21 protein-coding genes are annotated in these 21,848 nt (G+C 68.4%); 12 read left to right on the forward strand and 9 right to left on the reverse strand.

Features of this window, described 5'->3' with window-relative positions:
- Window positions 1–60: 60 nt before the first annotated feature.
- The 3 genes from ACFWZ3_RS01980 (at window position 61) to cydB (ending at window position 3,605) form a co-directional block, all read left to right on the forward strand.
- Window positions 61–963: a prohibitin family protein gene (locus ACFWZ3_RS01980; protein ID WP_439706100.1), complete on the forward strand. Its 903-nt coding sequence runs from the start codon at window positions 61–63 to the stop codon at window positions 961–963.
- 228 nt (window positions 964–1,191) lie between these two features.
- Window positions 1,192–2,592: a cytochrome ubiquinol oxidase subunit I gene (locus tag ACFWZ3_RS01985; protein ID WP_439706207.1), complete on the forward strand. Its 1,401-nt coding sequence runs from the start codon at window positions 1,192–1,194 to the stop codon at window positions 2,590–2,592.
- A gap of 2 nt (window positions 2,593–2,594) precedes the next feature.
- A complete protein-coding gene (gene cydB, locus ACFWZ3_RS01990; protein ID WP_439706101.1) occupies window positions 2,595–3,605 on the forward strand; it encodes a cytochrome d ubiquinol oxidase subunit II in 1,011 nt (336 codons plus the stop codon).
- A 91-nt stretch (window positions 3,606–3,696) separates the two neighbouring features.
- On the opposite strand, the gene pepQ is transcribed toward cydB, so the two are convergent.
- The 8 genes from pepQ to rph form a co-directional block, all read right to left on the reverse strand.
- Entirely contained in the window at window positions 3,697–5,016 is a 1,320-nt protein-coding gene (gene pepQ, locus ACFWZ3_RS01995) for a Xaa-Pro dipeptidase (protein WP_439706102.1), read from the reverse strand.
- 101 nt (window positions 5,017–5,117) lie between these two features.
- A complete protein-coding gene (locus tag ACFWZ3_RS02000) occupies window positions 5,118–5,465 on the reverse strand; it encodes a PilZ domain-containing protein (protein WP_439706103.1) in 348 nt (115 codons plus the stop codon).
- Window positions 5,462–7,591 (reverse strand): DUF1631 family protein, encoded by a 2,130-nt coding sequence (locus tag ACFWZ3_RS02005; protein ID WP_439706104.1) that lies wholly within the window; start codon window positions 7,589–7,591, stop codon window positions 5,462–5,464. Before ACFWZ3_RS02005 ends, ACFWZ3_RS02000 begins: the two co-directional genes overlap by 4 nt.
- A gap of 69 nt (window positions 7,592–7,660) precedes the next feature.
- Window positions 7,661–8,008, reverse strand: a complete 348-nt coding sequence (locus ACFWZ3_RS02010) for a PilZ domain-containing protein (protein WP_439706105.1) — start codon at window positions 8,006–8,008, stop codon at window positions 7,661–7,663.
- Window positions 8,005–10,308, reverse strand: coding sequence for a DUF1631 family protein (locus ACFWZ3_RS02015; protein ID WP_439706106.1), 2,304 nt, complete (start codon window positions 10,306–10,308; stop codon window positions 8,005–8,007). The genes ACFWZ3_RS02010 and ACFWZ3_RS02015 overlap by 4 nt, the downstream gene beginning before the upstream one ends.
- Window positions 10,309–10,387: 79 nt before the next feature.
- On the reverse strand, window positions 10,388–11,554 hold the full coding sequence (hemW, locus tag ACFWZ3_RS02020) for a radical SAM family heme chaperone HemW (protein ID WP_439706107.1): 1,167 nt from the start codon (window positions 11,552–11,554) through the stop codon (window positions 10,388–10,390).
- Between the two features lie 2 nt (window positions 11,555–11,556).
- The gene (rdgB, locus tag ACFWZ3_RS02025) at window positions 11,557–12,153 is read right to left on the reverse strand and encodes an RdgB/HAM1 family non-canonical purine NTP pyrophosphatase (protein ID WP_439706108.1); all 597 of its coding nucleotides are present in this window, start codon (window positions 12,151–12,153) and stop codon (window positions 11,557–11,559) included.
- A gap of 3 nt (window positions 12,154–12,156) precedes the next feature.
- On the reverse strand, window positions 12,157–12,879 hold the full coding sequence (rph, locus tag ACFWZ3_RS02030) for a ribonuclease PH (RefSeq protein WP_439706109.1): 723 nt from the start codon (window positions 12,877–12,879) through the stop codon (window positions 12,157–12,159).
- Window positions 12,880–12,957: 78 nt separating this feature from the next.
- Here rph and ACFWZ3_RS02035 point away from each other — a divergent pair, with 78 nt between their 5' ends.
- The 7 genes from ACFWZ3_RS02035 to ACFWZ3_RS02065 all read left to right on the forward strand — a co-directional run bounded on the left by ACFWZ3_RS02035 (window position 12,958) and on the right by ACFWZ3_RS02065 (window position 18,079).
- Window positions 12,958–13,821, forward strand: coding sequence for a YicC/YloC family endoribonuclease (locus tag ACFWZ3_RS02035; protein WP_439706110.1), 864 nt, complete (start codon window positions 12,958–12,960; stop codon window positions 13,819–13,821).
- Window positions 13,818–14,441 carry a guanylate kinase gene (gene gmk, locus ACFWZ3_RS02040; protein ID WP_439706111.1) on the forward strand — a complete coding sequence of 208 codons (624 nt, stop codon included), beginning with the start codon at window positions 13,818–13,820 and terminating at the stop codon, window positions 14,439–14,441. Before ACFWZ3_RS02035 ends, gmk begins: the two co-directional genes overlap by 4 nt.
- Before the next feature lie 168 nt (window positions 14,442–14,609).
- Window positions 14,610–15,437 (forward strand): ABC transporter ATP-binding protein, encoded by an 828-nt coding sequence (locus ACFWZ3_RS02045; RefSeq protein ID WP_439706112.1) that lies wholly within the window; start codon window positions 14,610–14,612, stop codon window positions 15,435–15,437.
- Window positions 15,434–16,204: a lipid asymmetry maintenance ABC transporter permease subunit MlaE gene (gene mlaE, locus ACFWZ3_RS02050; protein ID WP_439706113.1), complete on the forward strand. Its 771-nt coding sequence runs from the start codon at window positions 15,434–15,436 to the stop codon at window positions 16,202–16,204. Before ACFWZ3_RS02045 ends, mlaE begins: the two co-directional genes overlap by 4 nt.
- Before the next feature lie 20 nt (window positions 16,205–16,224).
- The gene (gene mlaD, locus ACFWZ3_RS02055; RefSeq protein ID WP_439706114.1) at window positions 16,225–17,085 is read left to right on the forward strand and encodes an outer membrane lipid asymmetry maintenance protein MlaD; all 861 of its coding nucleotides are present in this window, start codon (window positions 16,225–16,227) and stop codon (window positions 17,083–17,085) included.
- Window positions 17,086–17,111: 26 nt separating this feature from the next.
- Entirely contained in the window at window positions 17,112–17,783 is a 672-nt protein-coding gene (locus ACFWZ3_RS02060; protein WP_439706115.1) for an MlaC/ttg2D family ABC transporter substrate-binding protein, read from the forward strand.
- Entirely contained in the window at window positions 17,780–18,079 is a 300-nt protein-coding gene (locus ACFWZ3_RS02065) for an STAS domain-containing protein (protein WP_439706116.1), read from the forward strand. The genes ACFWZ3_RS02060 and ACFWZ3_RS02065 overlap by 4 nt, the downstream gene beginning before the upstream one ends.
- Window positions 18,080–18,172: 93 nt before the next feature.
- Here the strand turns inward: ACFWZ3_RS02065 and ACFWZ3_RS02070 are convergent, their stop codons facing one another.
- Window positions 18,173–19,003: an MlaA family lipoprotein gene (locus tag ACFWZ3_RS02070; RefSeq protein WP_439706117.1), complete on the reverse strand. Its 831-nt coding sequence runs from the start codon at window positions 19,001–19,003 to the stop codon at window positions 18,173–18,175.
- A gap of 188 nt (window positions 19,004–19,191) precedes the next feature.
- Between ACFWZ3_RS02070 and rpoZ the strand changes: the two genes are divergently transcribed.
- Together rpoZ and ACFWZ3_RS02080 are read left to right on the forward strand one after the other, a co-directional pair.
- Entirely contained in the window at window positions 19,192–19,485 is a 294-nt protein-coding gene (gene rpoZ, locus ACFWZ3_RS02075) for a DNA-directed RNA polymerase subunit omega (protein WP_209617480.1), read from the forward strand.
- A gap of 112 nt (window positions 19,486–19,597) precedes the next feature.
- Window positions 19,598–21,757, forward strand: coding sequence for a RelA/SpoT family protein (locus tag ACFWZ3_RS02080; RefSeq protein ID WP_439706118.1), 2,160 nt, complete (start codon window positions 19,598–19,600; stop codon window positions 21,755–21,757).
- Window positions 21,758–21,848 lie beyond the last annotated feature (91 nt).

Here is a 21,848-nt window from a genome sequence, read left to right on the forward strand (position 1 = left end):
CGTGGCGCCGTGGCTTTCGTGGGCGACTTCAGACGTCGCCGTTGATTCAAGGAAATCGGTATGGTTCTGGAGATGGCCAGGCCCGGCGGCAGGCCGCGCAAGGGATGGTTCGTGCTGGGCGCGCTGGCCGCTGGCGCGCTGGTGTTGTTGATGGCGTTGCTGGGCAGTTTCTACACGGTCGACCAGGGCACGCGCGGCGTGCAGTTGCGCTACGGCGCAGTGGTGGGTATTGCGCAGCCAGGCCTGCACCTGAAGCTGCCGTTCGTGGACCAGGTGAAGTTCATATCGGTGCAGAACCAGACCCAGGTCTACGAAAAGCTCGAGGCCTACAGCCGCGACCAGCAGCCGGCCACCATGCGCGTGTCGGTGAGCTTCCACATTCCCGACGACCAGGTGCAGGCGCTCTACGCGCAGTACGGCAGCATCGACGCACTGGTCGAGCGACTGGTCAGTCGCAAGCTTCCGGATGAGCTCAAGAACGTGTTCGGTGGCTACAACGCCATTTCGGTGATCCAGGACCGAACCCAGTTCGGCATCGACGTCAACAATGCGGTGAAGAAGGGCACGGTCGGGCCCTTGCGCATCGACAGCGTGCAGGTCGAGGAGATCGAGTTCTCGCAGGCGTACGAGGATTCGATCGAAAAGCGCATGATGGCCGAGGTGGAAATCCAGACCAAGCGGCAAAACCTGGACACCGAGAAGATCAACGCCGAGATCACCGTGACCAAGGCCAAGGCGCGCGCCGATTCGGCGCTTGCCGAGGCCACCGCGCAGGCCGAGGCCACGCGCATCCGCGGCGAGGCGGAGGCCGCTGCGATCAAGGCACGCGGCGAAGCGTTGCGGCAGAACGCGGGCCTGGTGCAACTGACCGTGGCGGAGAAATGGGACGGTCGCCTGCCGCAGACGATGCTGCCTGGTGGCGGCGTGCCGCTGCTGGACCTGCGCCGGGCGCAGGGCGAATAGGCCGCTGGCGGGTAGCCAGGCAGAGTCTCTGGCGGCGGGCTTCGGCCCGCCGCTTTCTTTCGCATGGATCGCCGTGGCCGGCTGAAGAGCGAAGAGACGTCATGGCGGCGCGCCAGCGGCTGCTTTGTCTGAACGTCCACCGCGCCGTGGCGCGATGTCGCGGTACCGTCGCCGTCACGCGTGCGGACGTAAGGTAGGTCGTCGTACGCGTACCGCGAGGTTCCGATGCTGACGGCCGAATTCCTTTCCCGCCTGCAGTTCGCGTGGGTGATGTCCTTCCACATCCTGTTCCCCGCCTTCACGATCGGCACGGCGGCGTGGCTGGCGTTCATCGAGGGCGTGTGGCTGGTCAAGCGCACGGACCTGTGGCGCGACCTGTATTTCTTCTGGCTGAAGATCTTCGCCGTCGCCTTCGGCATGGGCGTGGTGTCGGGCATCGTGATGAGCTTCCAGTTCGGCACCAACTGGGCCGGCTTCTCGATCGTCGCCGGCAACGTCGTCGGGCCGTTGCTCAACTACGAAGTGCTGACCGCGTTCTTCCTGGAGGCGACGTTCCTCGGCGTGATGTTGTTCGGCTGGAAGAAGGTCAGCGACGGCGTGCATTTCCTCGCTACCTGCATGGTCTCGCTGGGCACGCTCTTGTCCTCGTTCTGGATCATGTCCGCCAACAGCTGGATGCAGACGCCGGCCGGTTACGAAATCCGCGACGGCGTGTTCTACCCGGCGGACTGGTGGCAGGTGATCTTCAACCCCTCGTTCCTGGTGCGGCTGCCGCACATGGTGCTGGCGGCGTTCATTTCGACCGCCATGGTGGTCGGCGGTGTTTCGGCCGTCTATCTGCTCAAGGGGCGTTTCGTCGACCGCGCCGGGGCGATGCTCAAGCTGGCGCTGGCGTTCCTGGCGATCGTGATTCCGATCCAGATCGTGATCGGCGACATGGCGGGCCTGAAGGTGCGCGAGTACCAGCCGGCCAAGCTGGCTGCGATCGAGGCGCGCTGGGAGACCGCGAGCAGCGTACCGCTCGCGCTGTTCGCCTGGCCCGACGAGCAGGCCGAAACCAACCGTTACGCGGTGGAGGTGCCACACCTGGGCAGCCTGATTCTCACCCACTCGTGGGACGGCGAGGTCAAGGGCCTGAAGGATTTCCCGCGCGACGAGCGACCGCCGGTCAAGATCCCGTTCTTCTCCTTCCGCGTCATGGTCGGCCTGGGCCTCATGATGCTGGCGCTGGCGCTGCTCGGCCTCTGGCGCTGGAGGCGCGGCAGCCTGTTCCGCGACCGCTGGTACCTCAAGGCGTGGGTGGTGATGATCCCTTCGGGCTTCATCGCGCTACTCACCGGCTGGTGGGTGGCCGAGGTCGGCCGCCAGCCTTGGGTGGTGCAGGGGCTGATGCGTACCTCCCAGGCAGCCACGGTGCTGCCGGCGTCCAGCGTGCTGGCCTCGCTGATCACCTTCGTGGTGGTCTACCTCGGCATCTTCGGCGCGGGCATCTGGTACCTGTTCAAGCTGTTCCGCGACGGCCCGCTGCCGGCGCCGCAGCGCGGGCAGCCGGCCACGCCGGTGCACGGCAGCCACCACCGCACGCCGGCGCGTCCGCTGTCCGCGCCCGACGACCCGATGGGAGACTGACGATGGACTGGGCGACCGTGCTCCCCGTGGTGTGGTTCTTCATCATCGGCTTCGCGGTGATCATGTACGTGTTGCTGGACGGCTTCGTGCTCGGGCTGGGCATCCTGCTGCCGTTCGCCGACGACGAAGACCAGCGCGACCACATGATGAACACCGCCGCGCCGATCTGGGACGGCAACGAGACCTGGCTGGTGCTCGGCGGTGCCGGTCTGATGGCGACCTTTCCCAAGGCCTACGCCATCGTGTTGTCCGCGTTGTACCTCCCGATCCTGGCCATGCTGATCGCGCTGATCTTCCGCGGCGTGGCGTTCGAGTTCCGTTTCAAGGCACATACCTCGCGCTGGCTGTGGGGCGTGGCCTTCAGCGTGGGCTCGGTGGTGACCGCCTTCGCGCAGGGGCTGATCCTGGGTGCACTGGTCGAGGGCATGCCGCTGACCGGCGGCAAGTATGTGCAGGGCGCGTTCGGCTGGTTCAGTCCGTTCGCGGTGATGACCGGGGTCGCGGTGGTGTTCGGCTACGCCTTGCTGGGCGCCACCTGGCTGATTCTCAAGACCGACGGGCGGCTGCAGCGGATCGCGTTCGACCTCACCCGGCCGCTGATGCTGGCGGTGATCGGCTTCATGCTGATGGTCAGCGCGTGGCTGCCGTTCCTGGATTCGCAACTGATGGAACGCTGGTTCACTGGCGCACACATCCTGTGGTTGTCGCCGGTGCCGATCTTCACGGTGCTCAACGCAATCCTGTTGTGGCGCGCCGTGCTGAAGAACCGTGAGGTGCAGCCGTTCGTGCTGGCGCTGTGCTTCTTCGCGCTCGGCTTCACCGGGTTGGTGGTGGGCATGTGGCCGAACATCGTGCCGCCCAGCATGAGCATCTGGGAGGCCGCCTCGCCGCCGTCGTCACAAGGCTTCGTGCTGGTGGGAGCGGCGTTCCTGATCCCGGCAGTGCTCGCCTACACGGTCTACTCGTACCGTGTCTTCCGGGGCAAGGTGCTGGCTGGCGAGGGCTACCACTGAGCGCGCACCGCTCTTCGTGGGAGCCGCTAGCAGACGATGCCTTTTTCGGACGTGCAAGCAAAGGCATCGCCCACTAGCGGGCCTTGGGCGGTCAGAGGAGGGCGAAGGCGTCGCGGGTGAGGTTTTCCGGCTCGCCGTCGGTGCACGCCACGTCGTCTTCGATACGGATGCCGCCATACGGCCGGAACGCGTCGACGCGGGCCCAGTCGACATCCTTCGCCGCCGGGTTGGCGCGCAGCTCGTCCAGCAGCATGTCGATGAAGTACAGGCCCGGCTCGATGGTCACCACCATGCCGGCCTCGAGCACGCGGGTCATGCGCAGGAACGGGTGGCCTTCCGGACGCGGAATGCTGCCGCCGCGTTCGTTCTGCTGGAAGCCGGCCACGTCGTGTACGGCCAGGCCGATCGGATGGCCCAGGCCGTGCGGGAAGAACGCCGATGTCACGCCGCTGGCGACCGCTGCCTCGGCGTCCATGCGGATGATGCCGTGCTCGCGCAGCACGCCGGCCACCAGGTGGTGGGCGTGGATGTGCAGCTCGGGATAGCTCTGGCCGGCGCGCACCTTCGAGGCCAGCTCGCGCTGGGCGAGGTCCATGCTGTCGATCAGCGCCTGGAACTCGCCCGCGCCGGCGGCGGCGTAGGAGCGGGTGATGTCGCTGGCGTATCCGGCGCAACTGGCGCCCGCGTCGATCAGGAACGAGCGATGCACGGACGGCGGCTGGCGGTCGAAGTGGGTGTAGTGCAGCACCGCCCCGTGCTCGTTCAGGCCCACGATGCTCGAGTACGGAAGTTCGGCGTCGATCTGCCGTGCGGCGGCCAGGTAGGCCATGTGGATGCCGAACTCGCTCTCGCCGTTGCGGAACGCCGCCTCGGCCGCGTGGTGCGCGCGCGTGCCGATGCGGCTGGCCTCGCGCATCAGCGCCAGCTCGTAGGGCGTCTTGTAGCTGCGGTGCCAGTGCAGGTAGTTCATCACCGGCTCGGGGTTGTTCGCTTCCACGCCTTCGATGGATGGGCAGGCCGGTCCGATGACGGCATGGCGGCCCTGCTTCGGCAGGGCCGCGATGGCGTCGGCGTCACTGCGCACGACCTGGATGTCGAACTGGTCGACCCAATAGCCGCTGGGCGCCGCTGGCGCCACGTGCCAGTAGTCGCGCGGTTGCACGAACACCAGTTTCGGCTTCGCACCGGGCTCGTACACGATCCAGCTGCCCGGCGCGTCGGTCAGCGGCAGCCAGTGGCGGAAATGCGGATTGGAGACGAACGGGAAGTCCTGGTCGTCCAGGAACTTGTTCAGCGGCTTGCCCGCGGCGATCAGCATCCGGTCGAAGCCGCCCAGCGCGAGCGCCTTGTCCGCGCGTTCGCGCAGGGTGGCCAGGTGCTGGGCGTAGAGCGGGGCGAGGTTCTCGGTCATGCGGCGTCCTTCATCGGGCGGCGGGCGCGAAGGCGGTCCCGCCGGTGGGGAGACTGCCCATGATCGCGCGGTGGGCCGCCGAGGGCCACCCATGGAAAAACTCAGCCGGGCATGTCCAGCCAGCGCTGCAGCTGTGCCGATTCCTGATCGCCGATGGCGATGATGCGATAGCCGGCCCAGACCTGCCCCGGCGTGGCCGCTTCCTCGTGCCACTGCTCCTGCACGCCCACTTCGATCGTCGGCGTCGTTTCGGCCAAACCTGGCAACGGGAGCCGCAACTGGTAGATCGCCTCGTTGCGCGGTGCATCACTGCCGATCAGCAGCATGCCGCTGGCCGACAGGTTGCCCAACTGACCCATGCGCCGGCCGCTGATCGCATCGACCACCTCGGCGGCGATATTGACCGGCTTGCGATGGGCGCGGCGGCTTTCCTGCGGGTTGGGCGTCACGAACGAGCTCCAGGCATCGGGGTGGCTTGGCGCAGGCTGTCGGTCAGCGCGCGCCAGGCACGGTCCAGGTCACTCTCGTTAGCGGCCGGTACTTCGCGGACTTTACCCGCGGCGATCGCCTGGGCGAGGTCGGCCAGGCTCATCTCCTCGGCGCGCTGCCCCTGGCGCGTCACGAACAGGCCGCGCGCGGCGCGCGGCGAATACCAGGCCAGCTTGCGCCGGACCCGGCTTCCGTCAGCCTGGGCGAATTCGAACCAGCCGCCGGGATGCCGGCCGAGGCGTTGATGCAGGCGCAATGCTTCGGCCGAGGGTACCGGCGCCGGGGCATGGGCTGGCGGCGGAGCCTCGCCCGGCCCATGCCGCTGCTTCAGGCGCATCGCCAGACCGGTAAGCCCTGCGGGCTCTCCTTCCTGCATGACCGCGCCTGCGCCGATCAGGCGCTGCGCGATGCCGGTGGCCTCGTCGCCGTGCATGCCGATCTGCTGCAGTCCGGCCACCACTTCGGCCTGAAGGGCGTCCAGGTTGCCGGGAGGGAGGCGGCCGAGCAGCTGGTCAGTGATCACCAGCCGGCGGGCGAACGTGTCGCTCTGCTCGCCGTGGCGCAGCAGGGTCAATGCCAGCACGTCCGACCAGGCGTGTTCGAGCAGTGCGCGCAGCGCGGCGCGCGGTGGTGCCTTGGCGAGCAGCCCGGCAAGCAGGTCGGCGGCGCGCTGGCGGGCCTGTTCCAGCCGTTCGCGGCCTTGCATCGCCTCGACGTGCCGACGCTCGGCGACCTGGGCCTTGCGCTGCTGCTGGGCGACCTGGCGTTCGAGTTCGGTTGCAAGGTCGGCATGCAACCCAGGTGTGGGCGGTTCGCGGTCGAGGCGTTCGAGCAACTGTTCCAGCGAGGGCACCAGGGCGCTGTCGCTCCCTTCCAGCCAGTCGCGGGCCGCTTCGAGCAGGTGGTCGAGTAACTGGCGTGCCGGGTGTTCGCGATGTTCGAAAAAGCCTTCGTCCGCCAGAGCGGCCCGCAGCATGGGCAACTGCACGCGGTCGAGCAGATCGTGCGCAGCGGCCTGGGGTGGCTGCTGACGCCGCAGGGTGTCGAACAGCCGGGCGATCAGCTCCAGCGTGTCGTCGGCATCCGGCCCCGGCAGGATGGGAACAGCGTCGATCGGCTGCCCCGCGTTGAGCTGGTCGATAAGCGCTTCGCGCAGACGCGGAGCACGCCGGAGCATGTCCGGATCCACCCGCTGGCGCGAGAGGTTGGCGAGTGCGGCGTCCAGTTCACCGGTGCTGGCAAACCGCGCGTGACCGGAAACCGGCCGCGGGCCGCGTTGGCGGGTCAGCAGTTCGCGCAGGCCGGAGGGCCTCGCCGGTGCGCCAGATGTTTCGGCGGCCGGCGCGGGAGCGGCCGGCAGCGGGCGCGGAGGGCGGGGTGGCCGCGGCGAGCGGGGTAGCGGGAAGGGGCGCAACCGCGGCAGGATGCCGGCGGCCGCCAGGTGGTTGTTGACCACCTCGTGCAGCGGGGTCAGGCCCTGGATCAGCTTGCCCTCGACCGCCTGCAGCAACAGCAGGTGGTGCTCGGCCGGCAGGCCGAGCGCCGCGCTGGAATCCCGGAACGCCTTGGCCATCGCCTGCGGACCCAGCGGCATGGCCTCGCTCTCCAGCGGCGGCGTGCCGATCAGCACCGCCAGGCGGTAGCTCAGTTCCACCAGCAGTGGGCCGCCGCGTGCGGCGCTGCGGGCGACCAGCTGGTCCAGTGCAGCGGTCATCTCGTGCTCGATCGGATCGAGCAGGCTCAGGGTGAGGCGCACGGGTTGCGCCTTGGCCTCCGCCGGCAGCGCGCCCAGTTCCAGCAGCGCGTGGTCGATGCTTTCGATGAAACGTTGCTCGAATGCCTGGCGCTCTTGCACCAGGCGCTGGCGGGTGGCCTGGTAGCGCTGCTGGTCGATATGGCTGCGGGCGCTGGCTGCGTGCTCGTGCAGGGCGCGGTCGAAGTCCGCCAGGCACGACCTCAGCGGTCCGGACAGCCACTCACGGCACAACTGGCGGATTTCGTCGACCAGGCGGCGCGTCTTCGCCGGCCAGTGCGCCGGCGGGGCGACTGGGCTCGAGCGCGACCGGTCTGGTTGTTCGACATCCATGGGAAGCCTTGCCCTACCACGATGTCTGCGAGTCTATGCCGATGAGGCAGGCACGTCACGGTGGCCGGTTCAGGCGCGCTGCAGCCAGTGCGCGAGGGTCAGCGCGTCTTCCGGGGCGATCGCGATGATGCGGTATCCGACCCACATCTGGCCGGCGTTGGCGGCCTGGTGCCACTGCTCCTGCAGGCCGATCTCGATGGCCCGGGCGCCCGCGCGCCCATCGGCCAGTGGCAGGCGCGCCTGGAACACCGCCTCGCTGCGCGGGCGTTCGGGAGCGATCAGCAGGACACCACTGGACGACAGGTTGCAAAGGTGACCCAGCGGCCGGGCGCTGATGGTGTCGGTGACCAATGGCGAGGCGGCCGCGCGCTTGCGCGGCGCGCGGCGCTGGTCGAACGAAATGACCTGGGCGGTCATGCGCGGGCGGTCGGGCGCTGCAGGCTGCCGGTGAGCGCGCGCCAGGCGCGGTCGAACAGGCCATCGCGCGGCGCCACCTGTTCGCGTACCCGGCCGCCGGCGATGGCCGAGGCCAGCTCGCGCAGGTTCATCTCGGCCACCCGCTGGCCGCGCCGGTTGACGAACAGCGTGGTGCCCGACAGCGGCGAGAACCAGGCCAGCTTGCGCCGTTCGACGGCGCCGGTGTGCGTGTCGATGAACTCGAACCAGCTGCCGAACGGAAGCTGCCGCAGGCGGTTGTGGATGCGTGCTTCCAGCGGCCCGAGTGGGGGTTCGGGGGACTGCTGCGAAGAGGCCGGGCGCGCTTCCTGGCCGCGCTGCTCGCCCAGGCGCTGGCGTTGCTTCAGGCGCAGGGCGAGGTCGGTCGCGCTGGGCGGCTCGGCGGCCAGCGCATAGGCGGCCAGCGCATAGGCGGCCAGCGCGGGCATGTCGGCGACGGCGGGCGCCGCCGCCGGTATCGACGTTCCGACCGGCTCGGCCGATCTGGAAGGTTCGCCGCTGCCGATCAGCCGCTGGGCCACCTGCTCGGCCTCCTCGGCCTGCATGCCGATCTGCTGCAGGTGATCTTCCACCGCCAGACGCAGCCGCAGCGGGTCTTCCACCGGCAGGCGGCCGAGCAGTTGGTCGGTCAGCCGCAACCGTTCGGCGAAGGCCTCGCTGTCCTCGCCGTGACGCAGCAGGGCGAGCGCCAGCACGTCGGACCAGGCGCGGTCGAGCAGCGCGCGCAGCAGGCCGCGCGGCGTGGTTTCGGCAAAGCGCGCCGCCAGCACCTCGGCCGCACGCTCGCGCGCCTGGTGCAGGCGCTCGCGACCCTGCATGGCCTCGACCTGGCGCCGTTCGGTCACCTGCGCCTTGCGGCTGAGCTGGGCCAGGTGGTGGCGGATGTCCGCCAGCAGGCTGGTGTACAGGCCGGCGCTGGGCGCTTCGCGCTGCGCGCGGGCGACCAGCCGGCTGAGCTGTGTGGCCAGGTCCGGGTCGATGTCCTTGCCGTCGCCCCAGTCGTTGGTCGCCTCGGCCAGGGTGCCGAGCAGGTGGCGGGCCGGATGCTCGGCCTGTTCGAAGAAGTCACGGTCGCTCATCGCCACGCGCAAGATCGGCACCTGCAGGTCGCCGAGCAGTGCGGACGCGCCGGGGCCGGGGTGCAGCTGCTGGCCAAGCTGTTCGAACAACCGCGCGACCAGCTCCACCGTGTCGTCCTGCTCGGGGCTCAAACCCGTGCGGGCGGCACCGGCGGGTTTGCCCGCATTGAGATGGGTCAGCAACTCCTCGCGCAGGCGTTGAGCGCTGCGCAGTTCGCGGCTGGCGCGGTCGGTGACCTGTACCAGGTGCTGCTGGAGGGCGCCGAGGGCGACCTCCAGCTCGGCGGCGCTGGCGGCGCTGGCGGCGTGGCCGGTGACCACGCGTGCTTCACCGGCGCGCTGGCGCGACAGCAGGTCGCGCAGGTTCTCCAACACGGCGATCGGCTCGTGGCTGGCGGCCGGTGCCGGCCTGGCCGGCTCGTTCGCGGGCGTCGGAGCCTTCATCGACGGCGGCGCCGGTGGCGCGTTGGCCGGTCGTGCGCCAGCGAAGGCGCGCAGGTGGGGCAGGATGCCGCCGGCCAGCAGGTGCGCGTTGGCCGCTTCGTAGAGCGCGGGGAGCATGGGCGCCAACTTGCGCTCCAGCGCCTGCACCACCAGCACCTGATGGTCCGCCGGCAGGTCCAGTGCCGGAATGGCCTGGCGCACCGCGGCCGACAGGCTTTGCGGGGAGGCGGGCAACGCTTCGCCTTCCAGCGGCGGTGCGCCGACCAGCACGGCCATGCGGTAGGAAAGTTCGGCCAGCACCGGGCCGGTGTGGGCCTCGCCGCGGGAGGTCAATTGCTCCAGCGCGGCGTTGAGTTCGTGTTCGTCGCGGCCGAGCAGGCTCAATGAGGCCACGGGGGCCAGGGGGTCGGCGCTGCCGCACACTTCGCCCAGGCGCGCGAAGCTGCCGGCGAGGTGCTCGGCGACCTGCCGCAGGAAGGCGGCGCGGTGGCAGCGGATCATCGCCCGGCTGTCGAAGCAGCGTTGCTGTTCGAGATGGCCGCGCGAGCGCTCGGCCATTTGGTAAAGGGCGTCGTCGAGGGCGTCGAGCGCTTCGCCCAGGGTCGGCTCCAGGCGTGTGTTGCACAACCCGCGCAGTTCGGTCACCAGGCGTTGAACACGCGCGGGCAGGTGCTGCTGGGTGGCCGGGCCGTCCAATCCGGGCAGGGCCGCGGGGTGCTGCCTTTGCTCGACATCCATGACGCAGTTCTCGGATTTTTGACGTCGGCCAGTGTAAGCGCCTGGATTCCGGTCCGCCATAGGCCGGATTTCACGCCGATCAGGCCAGGAACAGCTCGATCAGGTCGTTGAGGAAGCGCTGGCCGAGCACGGAGGGTTGCAGCCGTCCCGGTGCGTCCTGCAGCCAGCCGCGGGCGCGGGCCTGGTCCAGGGCGGGAGCGATGCGGTCCAGGGAAAGCCCGGTCCGCTGGGCGAACGCGTCCAGCGGCACGCCCTGGTAGAGACGCAGGGCGTTGAGCATGTACTCGAACGGCAGTTCGGCCGGCTCGACCGGGCCGTCCCCGCCGATGCGTGCGGGGCCGCCGGCCGCCTCCAGGTAAGTGCGCGGGTGGCGGCTCTTCCAGCGCCGCCGCACCGTGCCGGCTGCCGCATCGGTGAGTTTGCCGTGCGCGCCTGCGCCGATGCCGAGGTAGTCGCCGAATTCCCAGTAGTTGAGGTTGTGCCGGCAACGCCGGCCGGGCCGAGCATAGGCGGACACCTCGTACTGGCCATAGCCGGCCTCGGCCAGACGCGCCTCGCAGGCTTCCTGCATGGCCCAGGCCGCATCGTCGTCGGGCAGTGGCGGCGGGCTGGCGGCAAAGGCGGTGTTGGGTTCGAGCGTGAGCTGGTAGTGGGAAACGTGGGTCGGTGCGAGTGCGAGTGCGCGCTCGACGTCGGCCAGCGCACCTTCGAGCGACTGCTGCGGCAGCGCGTACATCAGATCCAGGTTGAGGTTGGCATAGCCCGCGTCTTGCGCTGACTTCACCGCCGCCTCGGCCTCGGCCGCCGAATGGATGCGGCCCAGGCGCTTGAGCTTGTCGTCGTCGAAGCTCTGGATGCCGAAGGAGAGCCGGTTCACCCCGGCCGCCAGGTAGCCGTCGAAGCGGCCGTGTTCGACCGTGCCGGGATTGGTCTCGAGCGTGATTTCGCAGTCGTCCACGAACGGCAGCCGCGCGCGGGCGCCGTCCAGGAAGCGGGCAATGTGCTCGGGTGCGAACAGGCTGGGCGTGCCGCCGCCGAAGAAGACGCTGACGATCGACCGGCCTTCGCCGGCAGCGCCGAAATCGGCCAGGTCCGCATCCAGGTCCGCCAGAAGGGTGTCGACATAGGCCGCGTACGGCGGCGGCTCGCCGCGCACCCCGTGCGAGTTGAAGTCGCAGTACGGGCACTTCTTCACGCACCAGGGCATGTGCACGTACAGCGCCAGCGGCGGCGCGATCAACGGCATGGCTAGTGCCCGGCGCCCAGCCGGGCGTGCAGCTTCGCCAGCGCCTGGCCACGGTGGCTCAGGCGGTTCTTGAACGCGGGGTCGAGTTCCGCGGCGGACAGCGTCTGTCCGTCCGGAAGGAACAACGGGTCATAGCCAAAGCCAAGGTCTCCGCGCTCCGCCTCCAGCACGCGGCCGTGCCAGCGGCCCTCCGCGATCAGCGGGGCCGGGTCGTCGGCGTGGCGCAGCAGCACCAGCACGCAAATGAAGAAAGCGCCGCGGCATTCGGCCGGTACGCCTTCGAGCGCGTGCAGCAGCTTGGCGCGGTTGGCGGCGGCGTCGCCATGGCTGCCGGCGTAGCGGGCCGAGTACAGCCCCGGGGCGCCATCCAGGTGCTCCACGCACAGGCCCGAGTCGTCGGCCAGCGCCGGCAGGCGGGTGATGCGCGCGGCATGGCGCGCCTTCAGCAACGCGTTCTCGACGAAGGTGGTGCCGGTCTCCTCGATGTCGAGCACGCCCAGGCTGCCCTGGGTGACGACCTCGAAGCCGCTGCCGGCGAGCAGGTGCTCGAACTCGGCGAGCTTGCCGCGGTTGCCGCTGGCCAGCACCAGACGACGCATGGATCAGCCTTCCGCCAGCGCGGCGCGCTGCGCGGTGACCAGTTCGGCGATGCCCTTCTCGGCCAGCGCCAGCATCGCGTCCATCTCGTCGCGGCGGAATGCGTGGCCCTCGGCCGTGCCCTGCACCTCGATGAAACCGCCGCCGTCGTTCATCACGACGTTCATGTCGGTATCGCAGGCGGAGTCCTCGGCGTAATCGAGGTCGAGCACCGGCACGCCTTGATAGACGCCGACCGACACGGCGGCGACCGCGCCGATGATCGGGTTGCGCTTGAGGTTCTCGCGTTTCATGAGGAAGTTGACCGCGTCGACCAGCGCCACGTAGGCGCCGGTTATGGCCGCAGTGCGGGTGCCGCCATCGGCCTGGATCACGTCGCAGTCGAGCGTGATCACGCGCTCGCCCAAGGCTTGGCGGTTGACGCAGGCGCGCAGGCTGCGGCCGATCAGGCGCTGGATCTCCAGCGTGCGCCCGCCCTGCATGCCGCGCGCGGCCTCGCGCTGGGTGCGCGTGCCGGTGGCGCGCGGCAGCATGCCGTACTCGGCGGTGACCCAGCCCTCGCCCTTGCCGCGCAGCCACGGTGGCACGCGGTCCTCGATGCTGGCGGTGCACAGCACGCGGGTGTCGCCGAAGCTCACCAGCACCGAGCCCTCGGCGTGACGGGTGTAGTGACGCTGCAGCGTCACCGGGCGAAGCTGGTCGCTGGCGCGGCCGCTCGGACGGGTCATGGCGGGATCTCGGGTTGGGCAAGGCGGGACGCGAGAGTTTACCATTGCCGCTTTCTCCCGAACGCAAGGGCTCGACGCATGATCCGCAGCATGACGGCCTACGCCAGCGCCGAAACCTCCGGCCCTGCCGGCTCGCTCAGCTGCGAGCTGCGCACCGTCAACCACCGTTATCTGGAACTCAGCCCACGCCTGCCCGAGGAACTGCGCAGCTTCGAGTCGGCGCTGCGCGAGCGCGTGGCGGCACGGCTGTCGCGCGGCAAGGTGGATCTCACCGTGCGCCTGCGCGGGGCCGAGGCGCGCGGCGAGTCGCTGGAAGTGGACGAGGTGACGCTTGGCCGCCTGGCCAACCTGAACCGCGAACTGGCGGGGCGCTTTCCCGGCATGCAGGTGCAACTGACCGAGCTGTTGCGCTTCCCCGGCGTCCTGCGCCAGTCCGAAGTGGATTCCGACGCCCAGCAGGCGGCCCTGTTCGAGGTGCTCGACCGCGCGCTGGACGCGCTCAGCGCCACCCGCGAGCGCGAGGGCGCCCAGTTGGAGGCGATCCTGCGCGACAAGCTCGATGCGATCGAAAAGATCGTGGGCCAGGTGCGTCAGTGGATGCCGGAGATCCGCACCGCCCTGCGCGCACGCCTGGAAGCGCGACTGGCCGACCTCAAGCAGCCGGCCGACCCCGGTCGCCTGGAGCAGGAACTGGTGCTGCAGGTCACCCGCAGCGACGTCGACGAGGAGCTCGATCGCCTGGCGACCCATGTCGCCGAGACCCGCCGCGTGCTGGGCCTGAAGGAGCCGGTCGGCCGGCGGCTGGACTTCCTCATGCAGGAGTTCAACCGCGAAGCCAACACGCTCGGCTCCAAATCGGTCGACGCGCGCTCGACCAACGCCGCGGTGGAATTGAAGGTGTTGATCGAGCAGATGCGCGAGCAGGTGCAGAACATCGAATGAGCGCCACGCAGCCGGGAACTCTGTTCATCGTTGCCGCGCCCTCGGGGGCCGGCAAGTCCACGCTGGTCAATGCGCTGCTGGAACGCGAGCCGACCATCTCGCTGTCCATCTCGCATACCACGCGACCGCCGCGGGTGGGCGAGGAGTACGGGCGCCATTACTACTTCGTCGAGCGCACGGAGTTCGAGCGACAGATCGCCGCCGGCACGTTTCTCGAGCACGCCGAGGTGCACGGCAATTTCTACGGGACCTCGGTCGCGACGGTGCAGGACCTGCTCGATCAGGGTCGCGACGTGCTGCTGGAGATCGACTGGCAGGGCGCTGCGCAGATCCGCCGTGCCAAACCCGATTGCGTCAGCGTGTTCATCCTGCCGCCCTCGCGCGCCGAGCTCGAGCGGCGCCTGCGCGGGCGGGGCTCGGATGCGCCGGAAGTGATCGAGCGGCGCCTGCACAACTCGCGCGAGGAGATTGCCCACGCGCACGAGTTCGACTACATCGTGGTCAACGACGGCTTCGACGAGGCGCTGGGCGACCTGCAGGCGATCGTGCGGGCGGTGCGGCATCGCGGCGAGTTGCAGTGGAAGCGGCACGAGGCGCTGATCGCCGAGCTGCTTGCCTGACCCGAAGCGCCCCTCTCCTTCCGGGAGAGAGGGGGAGGGTTTGGGGGGTACGGGATCCATAGGCGCCACGCTCACTTTTCCCGCGAGCCCCGCCCCTCACCCGGATCGGAGAGGGAGCAAAGGCTGCAGCTTGGCCTGCCTTCGCCGCTCGGCTACCTTTATCCGCTTATGACCGCCCCCGCCGCCCCCTCCGAACCGCTGGTGCGCATCCGTGGCCTGACTACGGTGCTCAACGGCAAGACCATCTTCGATGCGCTGGACATGGACATCCCGCGCGGCAAGGTGACGGCCATCATGGGCCCCAGCGGCACCGGCAAGACCACGCTGCTCAAGCACATCACCGGACAGATGCGCGGCGACGCGGGACAGGTAATCGTCGACGGCCAGAACGTGCCGGCGCTCTCGCGTGAGAAGCTGTTCGGGCTGCGCGAGAAGATCGGCTACCTGTTCCAGAACTCGGCCCTGCTGACCGATTTCGACGTGTTCGAGAACGTGGCCTTCCCGCTGCGCCAGCACACGAAGCTGCCCGAAGTGCTGATCCGCAACATCGTGCTGACCAAGCTGCAGGCGGTGGGTCTGCGTGGTGCGGCGGGGCTGATGCCGGCGGAGCTCTCCGGCGGCATGGCACGGCGGGTGGCACTGGCGCGGGCGATCGTGTTCGACCCGATGCTGATCCTCTACGACGAACCATTCGTCGGCCTCGATCCGATCGCGCTGAGCCAGGTGCTCAAGCTGATCCGCACGCTCAACGAGACGCTCGGCATCACCAGCGTACTGGTGGCGCACGAGCTGGACGCGATCAAGCAGGTGGCCGATCTGGTCTATCTGATCGCCAACGGCAAGGTGGTCGCGCAGGGCGATCCGAAAACGATCGCCGAGGACGGCTCGCCATGGACGCGGCAGTTCTTCGGCGGAGACATCGACGGCCCGGTGCCGTTCCAGTACCCGGCCGGCGATTACGCCCAGGCGCTCGGCCTGGCAGGAACCAAGGCATGAGCGCCCAGACGCAACGCAACGTCATCCTCAATGCGCTGGCGCAGATCGGCGAGGCCGGGCTGTTCGGGCTGACCCTGCTGGCGGCGGTGCCGCGCAGCCTGCGCTACGTGCGCGAGACGGTGCGCCAGTTGTGGTTCGTCGGCGCGATGAGCCTCACGATCATCATGGTCTGCGGCCTGTTCGTCGGCATGGTGCTGGGGTTGCAGCTGTACTACGTGCTGTCGATCTTCGGCGGCACCGCGGCCAGCGGTACGGTGGTGGCCATTGCGATCTACCGCGAGCTCGGCCCGGTAGTCACCGCGCTGTTGTTCGCCGGTCGCGCCGGCACCTCGATCACCGCCGAGATCGGCCTGATGCGCGCCACCGACCAGCTGGCCGCGATGGAAATGATGGCGGTCGACCCGATCGCCTACGTCGCCGTGCCGCGTTATCTGGCCGGTCTGATCGCGATGCCGCTGCTGTGCGCGGTGTTCTGCGCGCTGGGCATTTTCGGCGGCCATCTGGTCGGGGTGACCTGGCTGGGCATCGACAACGGCACCTTCTGGTCGAACATGACCGCCACCGTCGATGTCTGGAAAGACGTGGTCAACGGCATCCTGGTCAAGAGCCTGGCTTTCGGCGCGGTGGTCTCCCTGATCGCCGTCTACCAGGGCTACACCACGCCGCCGACCAGCGAAGGCGTGGCCTACGCCACCACCCGTACCGTGGTCGCCTCGTCCATCGCGATCCTCGCGCTGGACTTCGTGCTGACTGCGTTTTTGATGTGATTCCCCTGAGGACCTGAGCTGTGAGCCAGAGAAATTCCTACGCCGTGGGCACCGGCCTGTTCATCGTGCTCGGCTTTGCCGCGCTGGCGTACCTGGCGACGCAGACCACCTCGGTCGCCAACACCCACCAGGGTGCGAGCTACAGCGTCCAGGCCCGCTTCGCCAACATCGGCCAGCTCAAGGAGCGCGCGCCGGTGAAGATCGCGGGTGTGCGCGTGGGCCAGGTGAGCTCGATCGTGCTCGATCCGAAGCAGGAAGTGGCCGACGTGACCCTGTCGATCGACCAGGACTACAGCCATATCCCGGACGACTCGGTCGCCACGATCTTCACCAGCGGCCTGCTCGGCGACCAGTACGTGGGCATCCAGTACGGCAGCTCGAAAAAGGACCTGGCCGACGGCGGCACGCTGGCGCGCACCAAGCCCGCGCAGCAACTGGAGGAAATGCTCGGCAAGTTCTTCGGCGCCGGCGGCGTGGCCGACAACCTGGGCGGCAGCTACACGGTGAAGGCGCGCTTCAGTAATGTCGGTGCGCTCTCGGTCGGCGCGCCGGTGAAGATGGCCGGCGTGGCGATCGGCAGCGTGGCGGCCGTGCATGCCGACCCGGTCAAGCTGGATGCCGAAGTGGAGCTGTCGATCGACAAAAAGTACGACCAGATTCCCGACGATTCGGCCGCCGCGGTGTTCACCAGCGGTTTGATCGGCACCCAGTACGTTGCGATCCAGCCCGGCGGCTCGCCGGAGTTCCTGAAGAACGGCGACGAGATGGTGCTGACCCAGTCGGCGATGCAGCTGGAAGACCTGATCGGCAAGTTCCTGGTCAACGGCTCCCCGTCCGAAAAGAAGGACGCCGCCAACGAATCCCCCGCCGGCAAGCCATGAGCCGGCATCCCATAAGGAGTTTCCCCATGTTGCGCACTCTGGCTTTCGCCATGGCCATCGCGTTCGGTACCGTGGCCGTCTCGCCCGTGCTGGCCCAGGATGCGGCCGCGCAGGCGCCGGCGTCCCTGCAGACCCCTGAGCAGGTGGTGCAGGAGATCGCCCACCAGCTCGATACCACCATTGCCGGTCATCGCGATGAGCTGAAGAACGACAAGGAGAAGTTGATCTCGGTGATCGACGACGTCTTCCTGCCGCACTTCGATATCGACTACGCCTCGATCCTGGTGCTTGGCCGCCACGCGCGTGAGGCCACGCCCGAGCAGCGCGAGCGCTTCGCCAAGGCGTTCTACAACTCGATCACCCACCGCTACGCCGAGGGCCTGCTCAACTACACCAAGGGCGCCGTGCAGGTGCTGCCGTTCAGCGGCGACCTCAACGACAAGCGCACCGTGGTGCGCACCCAGGTGGTGCTGGACGACGGCAAGAAGCTCTCGGTCGACTACGCCTTCCGCAAGAGCAAGGAAGGCGACTGGAAGGCCTACGACGTCATTATCGAAGGCATCTCCTATGTCACCAACTACCGCAACCAGGTCGACGCGGAGATCCGCAAGGTCGGCATCGAGAAGCTGATCGCCAACCTGGAGAACCAGGGCGAGAAGGCGCTCGAGTCGATGGACAAGGACGGCAAGGCCTCGTGAGCGCGGCGGCTTTCGATCTGCACCGCGGGACGCCGGGTACGCTCGGCGTCAGCGGCGTGCTGAGCTTCGACACCGCCGCTGCAGCGCTGGAAGCGATCGGCAGGGCGCTGGCGGATGGAGCCGTGGTGCGCCTTGATCTTGCCGGCGTGGAACGCAGCGACAGCGCCGGTCTCGCCTGCGTGCTGGCGGCGCAGGCCGAGGTGCGCCAGCGGGGGCGCTCGCTGACCGTGGAGAACATGCCCGAGGGCATGCGCGCGCTGGCGCAGGTCTGTGAGGTGGACGACCTGGTCGGCTGAAACAGGCGATGCACGGATAAGGAAAAGGGGCCGCGGGGCCCCTTTTTCGCAGGGTGGGCTTGAGCCACCCTGCCCGGTGAGTCCAAGCCCGCCCTATGGCTGTTTCCGGCCGTCGTCCGAATGCTTGTTTTCCCACTGGTGCTGCTCGTCCAGCAGCTGCTCGGGATCGAAGTTGTCGTCGTTCAGACCTTGCATCTGCTGGATGACCTCGGCCGGCGGATTGCCGTCGTAGATCTGGTACAGGCGCCGCTGGCGATAGGCGTCGCGCATGAACACGTACGGATCGTAGGCCGACTCCAGGAAACTCTCCGCATCGATGCCCCGCGAGCGCAGGGTCACCAGGTACATCATCTGCGGCAGATACTGCTGGCCGTACTTGTAGTCGTGGTTGCGCGCGTAGATCGACAACGGGTCGAAGAAGTAGCTGTCCACCGGCATGCGCCACACGTCGCGCACGGTGGTCGGGCCGATCAGCGGCAGCACGAGATACTCGCCATCGGGCACGCCCCAGCGCGCCAGGGTCACGCCGAAATCGTTGTCTTCCAGCGGAATGCCGAGCTGGCTGGCGGGGTCGAAGAAACCACCCAGGCCCAGCGTGAGGTTGACCAGGAAGCGCCCGGTGCTCTGCAAGGCCTGCTTCGGCCGCGCCTGCAGCAGGTCGTTGGCGACCGTGATCGGCATGCGGATGTTGGTGAAGAAGTCGCTGACCGAGCGGCGTACCGGCGGGTTGGTGATCTTGCGATAACCCACGGCCACCGGGCGGATCACCGCCTTGTCCACCGCGTTGTTGAACGAGTAGACCTTGCGATTGAACTTCTCCAACGGATCGTCCGTGCGCGGCTTGGCAATGGTGCAACCGGCCAGCAAGGCCAGGGCAGCCAGCGGCAGCAGGCGGCTGGGGGAGAATCGGGGCAGGGAAAGCATCGGCTGAAGAGATCCGCTAACGGGTACCGCAAAAGTGTACCGCCTGGTTCTATATTTTTGCAGTCAGGCGGATCGGCGCCGTTCGCCGGCGATCGAACCGCGCATGATACGCGCATGCCGCATTGCCAGCCAAGCCGCCGCTCCGCTACACTTGCCCTTCTCTAAGTTGCCTTTGTGCCTGAGGATTTATGGCCCGCATTACCGTGGAAGATTGCCTCGAGGTGGTCGATAACCGCTTCGAGCTGGTGCTGATGGCGACCAAGCGCGCCCGCCAGCTGGAGAAGGGTGCCGAGCCGGCGGTCCACCCGGACAACGACAAGCCGACGGTGCTTGCCCTGCGCGAGATCGCCGACCGCCGCATCGACCAGGCGACCATCGACGAGATCGATCGCGCCGAGCGCGAGCGTGCCGAGCGCGAGGCGCTGGAATGGGCCGCGGCCGAAGTCGACAACGACGACCTGTCCAAGGGCGGCGACGACTGATGCCTGCCGGCGGCTGCCGCGTGCGCAGTCGCCCTGCCGGCCCCGCCGGCATCCTTGCCATGCCCGGCCATAACCCGCTCGGAAGCACCGTCTGAACGGGGATCGCGAACCCATGACGGCGACCACGCCCTCCGATGCCGTGGACCCGTCCGTGCTGCCCCCCTACGTGCTGGCGCTCAAGGAGCGCGTGGCCTATCTCCCGGAAGCCCAGGTGGCGCGCGTGCTGCGCGCCTACGAGGTGGGCGCGCACGCGCATCGGGGGCAGGCGCGCAAGAGCGGCGAGCCATACATCACCCATCCGGTCGCCGTCGCCGGCATCCTGGCCGAGCTGGGCCTGGACGCCGAGACGATCATCTCGGCGATTCTGCACGACACGCTGGAAGACACCGAGCTCAGCCGCGAGGACATCACGGCCGAGTTTGGCGACGCCGTGGCCGATCTGGTCGATGGCGTCACCAAGCTGGACAAGATGCGTTTCTCCAACCGGCAGGAAGCCGATGCGGAGAGCTTCCGCAAGATGCTGCTGGCGATGGCGCGCGACATTCGCGTGATCCTGATCAAGCTGGCCGATCGCCTGCACAACATGCGCACGCTCGGTGCCAAGGAAGCACCCGCGCGCCGGCGCATTGCCCGCGAAACGCTGGAGATCTACGCGCCGATCGCCCAGCGATTGGGCATGAACAAGTTCAAGGCGGAGCTGCAGGATCTAGGTTTCCGCGCGCTCTATCCGGACCGCTACCGCGTTATCAGCGAACGCATCCGCGCCGCGCTGGGCAACCGCCGCGAGGTGATGAGCAAGATCGAGCACGCGCTTGCCGCCCGGCTGGCTGCCGAGCATCTGCCGGCCAAGGTCGTGGGGCGGATCAAGTCGCCGTGGAGCATCTATTCGAAGATGCGCAACGAGCACAAGAGCTTCGCCCAGCTGATGGACGTGTACGGCTTTCGCGTGGTGGTCGACACCGCGATGAGCTGCTACATGGCGCTGGGTGCGGTGCATTCGCTCTACAGCCCGGTGGACCGGCGCTTCAAGGATTTCATCGCGATTCCCAAGGCCAACGGCTACCAATCGCTGCACACGGTGCTGCTGGGGCCGTTCGGTGCGCCGATCGAAGTTCAGGTGCGCACCGCCGAAATGGATTCGGTCGCCGAACGCGGCGTGGCGGCGCACTGGGCCTACAAGACCGATTCCGGTCCGGCCAACAGCGCGCAGGCGCGTGCGCGCGAGTGGTTGTCCGCGCTGGCCGACAGCCAGGCGCATACGCCCTCGTCGGCCGAGTTCATCGAGAACGTCAAGATCGACCTCTTTCCGGACGAGGTCTACCTGTTCACTCCGCGCGGCGACATCCTGGCGCTGCCGCGCAACTCCACCGCGCTCGATTTCGCTTACGCGGTGCATACCGACGTGGGCGACCACGCGGTGGCCGCGCGCGTGGACAAGAAGCTGTTGCCACTGCGCACGCGGCTGGAATCGGGCCAATTGGTGGAGATCATCACCGCGCCCTCGGCCGTGCCCAATCCGGCCTGGCTTGAGTTCGTCGTCACCGGCAAGGCGCGCACCGCGATCCGCCAGTACCTCAAACACCTGCAGCACGAGGATGCGGTCGACTTCGGTCACCGCATGCTCGATCGCGCGCTGGATGCGCTGGGAACCAACATCGACGCGATTCCCGCCAAGGTGCTCGAGCGCTTCCTGGAGGAGGCCAAGCTGCGCCGGCTCGAGGAACTGCTGGCCGACATCGCGCTGGGCAACCGTATGCCGGACCAGGTCGCGCATCACCTGGTGGCGCTGCGTGGCGGCGACCGCCCGACCGAGGCGCCGCACACCCACGAGAACATCCGCATCACCGGTGCCGAGCGGGGCGTGCTCAGCTTCGGCAATTGCTGCCACCCGCTTCCGGGCGACGAGATCATCGGCTATCTCTCCTCCGGCAAGGGCATCGTGGTGCATCGCGTGGAATGCCCCAACGTGGCCGAGTTCCGCAAATCGCCCGCGCGCTGCGTGGGCATCGAATGGGACCGCGACGTACAGGGCGACTATCGCGCGGAACTGCGCATCGAAGTCATCAACCGTCCGGGCGTCCTGGCCACCGTCGCCGCCGCCATCGCCGCGGCCGATTCGAACATCGAGAACGTCGAATACGTCGAGCGCGATGCGGCCGCGGCCACCCTGTTGTTCGCGATGGAAGTGAAGAATCGCAAGCACCTGGCGGACGTGATCCGTCGCGTGCGGCGTACGGGCGTGGTGAGCGGCGCCTACCGCTATCCGTTGTGACGCGCAGGGTGGGCTTCAGCCCATCGGACGTTCCGCGCGGGTGGCCGGTGGGCTGAAGCCCACCCTGCGTGCCAAGGGGCCGCTCCCTTAG

This window comes from Frateuria sp. GZRR35, assembly GCF_051900415.1.
In the GTDB taxonomy this organism is placed as follows: Bacteria; Pseudomonadota; Gammaproteobacteria; order Xanthomonadales; family Rhodanobacteraceae; genus Frateuria_A.

Excerpts from the sequence above, each read along its gene's own strand:
- ACFWZ3_RS01980 (WP_439706100.1), top strand. The coding sequence starts at position 61 with ATGGTTCTGGAGATGGCCAGGCCCGGCGGCAGGCCGCGCAAGGGATGG.
- cydB (WP_439706101.1), top strand. The coding sequence starts at position 2,595 with ATGGACTGGGCGACCGTGCTCCCCGTGGTGTGGTTCTTCATCATCGGC.
- pepQ (WP_439706102.1), bottom strand. The coding sequence starts at position 5,016 with ATGACCGAGAACCTCGCCCCGCTCTACGCCCAGCACCTGGCCACCCTG.
- ACFWZ3_RS02005 (WP_439706104.1), bottom strand. The coding sequence starts at position 7,591 with ATGGATGTCGAACAACCAGACCGGTCGCGCTCGAGCCCAGTCGCCCCG.
- ACFWZ3_RS02010 (WP_439706105.1), bottom strand. The coding sequence starts at position 8,008 with ATGACCGCCCAGGTCATTTCGTTCGACCAGCGCCGCGCGCCGCGCAAG.
- ACFWZ3_RS02015 (WP_439706106.1), bottom strand. The coding sequence starts at position 10,308 with ATGGATGTCGAGCAAAGGCAGCACCCCGCGGCCCTGCCCGGATTGGAC.
- hemW (WP_439706107.1), bottom strand. The coding sequence starts at position 11,554 with ATGCCGTTGATCGCGCCGCCGCTGGCGCTGTACGTGCACATGCCCTGG.
- rdgB (WP_439706108.1), bottom strand. The coding sequence starts at position 12,153 with ATGCGTCGTCTGGTGCTGGCCAGCGGCAACCGCGGCAAGCTCGCCGAG.
- rph (WP_439706109.1), bottom strand. The coding sequence starts at position 12,879 with ATGACCCGTCCGAGCGGCCGCGCCAGCGACCAGCTTCGCCCGGTGACG.
- ACFWZ3_RS02035 (WP_439706110.1), top strand. The coding sequence starts at position 12,958 with ATGATCCGCAGCATGACGGCCTACGCCAGCGCCGAAACCTCCGGCCCT.
- gmk (WP_439706111.1), top strand. The coding sequence starts at position 13,818 with ATGAGCGCCACGCAGCCGGGAACTCTGTTCATCGTTGCCGCGCCCTCG.
- ACFWZ3_RS02045 (WP_439706112.1), top strand. The coding sequence starts at position 14,610 with ATGACCGCCCCCGCCGCCCCCTCCGAACCGCTGGTGCGCATCCGTGGC.
- mlaE (WP_439706113.1), top strand. The coding sequence starts at position 15,434 with ATGAGCGCCCAGACGCAACGCAACGTCATCCTCAATGCGCTGGCGCAG.
- ACFWZ3_RS02060 (WP_439706115.1), top strand. The coding sequence starts at position 17,112 with ATGTTGCGCACTCTGGCTTTCGCCATGGCCATCGCGTTCGGTACCGTG.
- ACFWZ3_RS02070 (WP_439706117.1), bottom strand. The coding sequence starts at position 19,003 with ATGCTTTCCCTGCCCCGATTCTCCCCCAGCCGCCTGCTGCCGCTGGCT.
- rpoZ (WP_209617480.1), top strand. The coding sequence starts at position 19,192 with ATGGCCCGCATTACCGTGGAAGATTGCCTCGAGGTGGTCGATAACCGC.
- ACFWZ3_RS02080 (WP_439706118.1), top strand. The coding sequence starts at position 19,598 with ATGACGGCGACCACGCCCTCCGATGCCGTGGACCCGTCCGTGCTGCCC.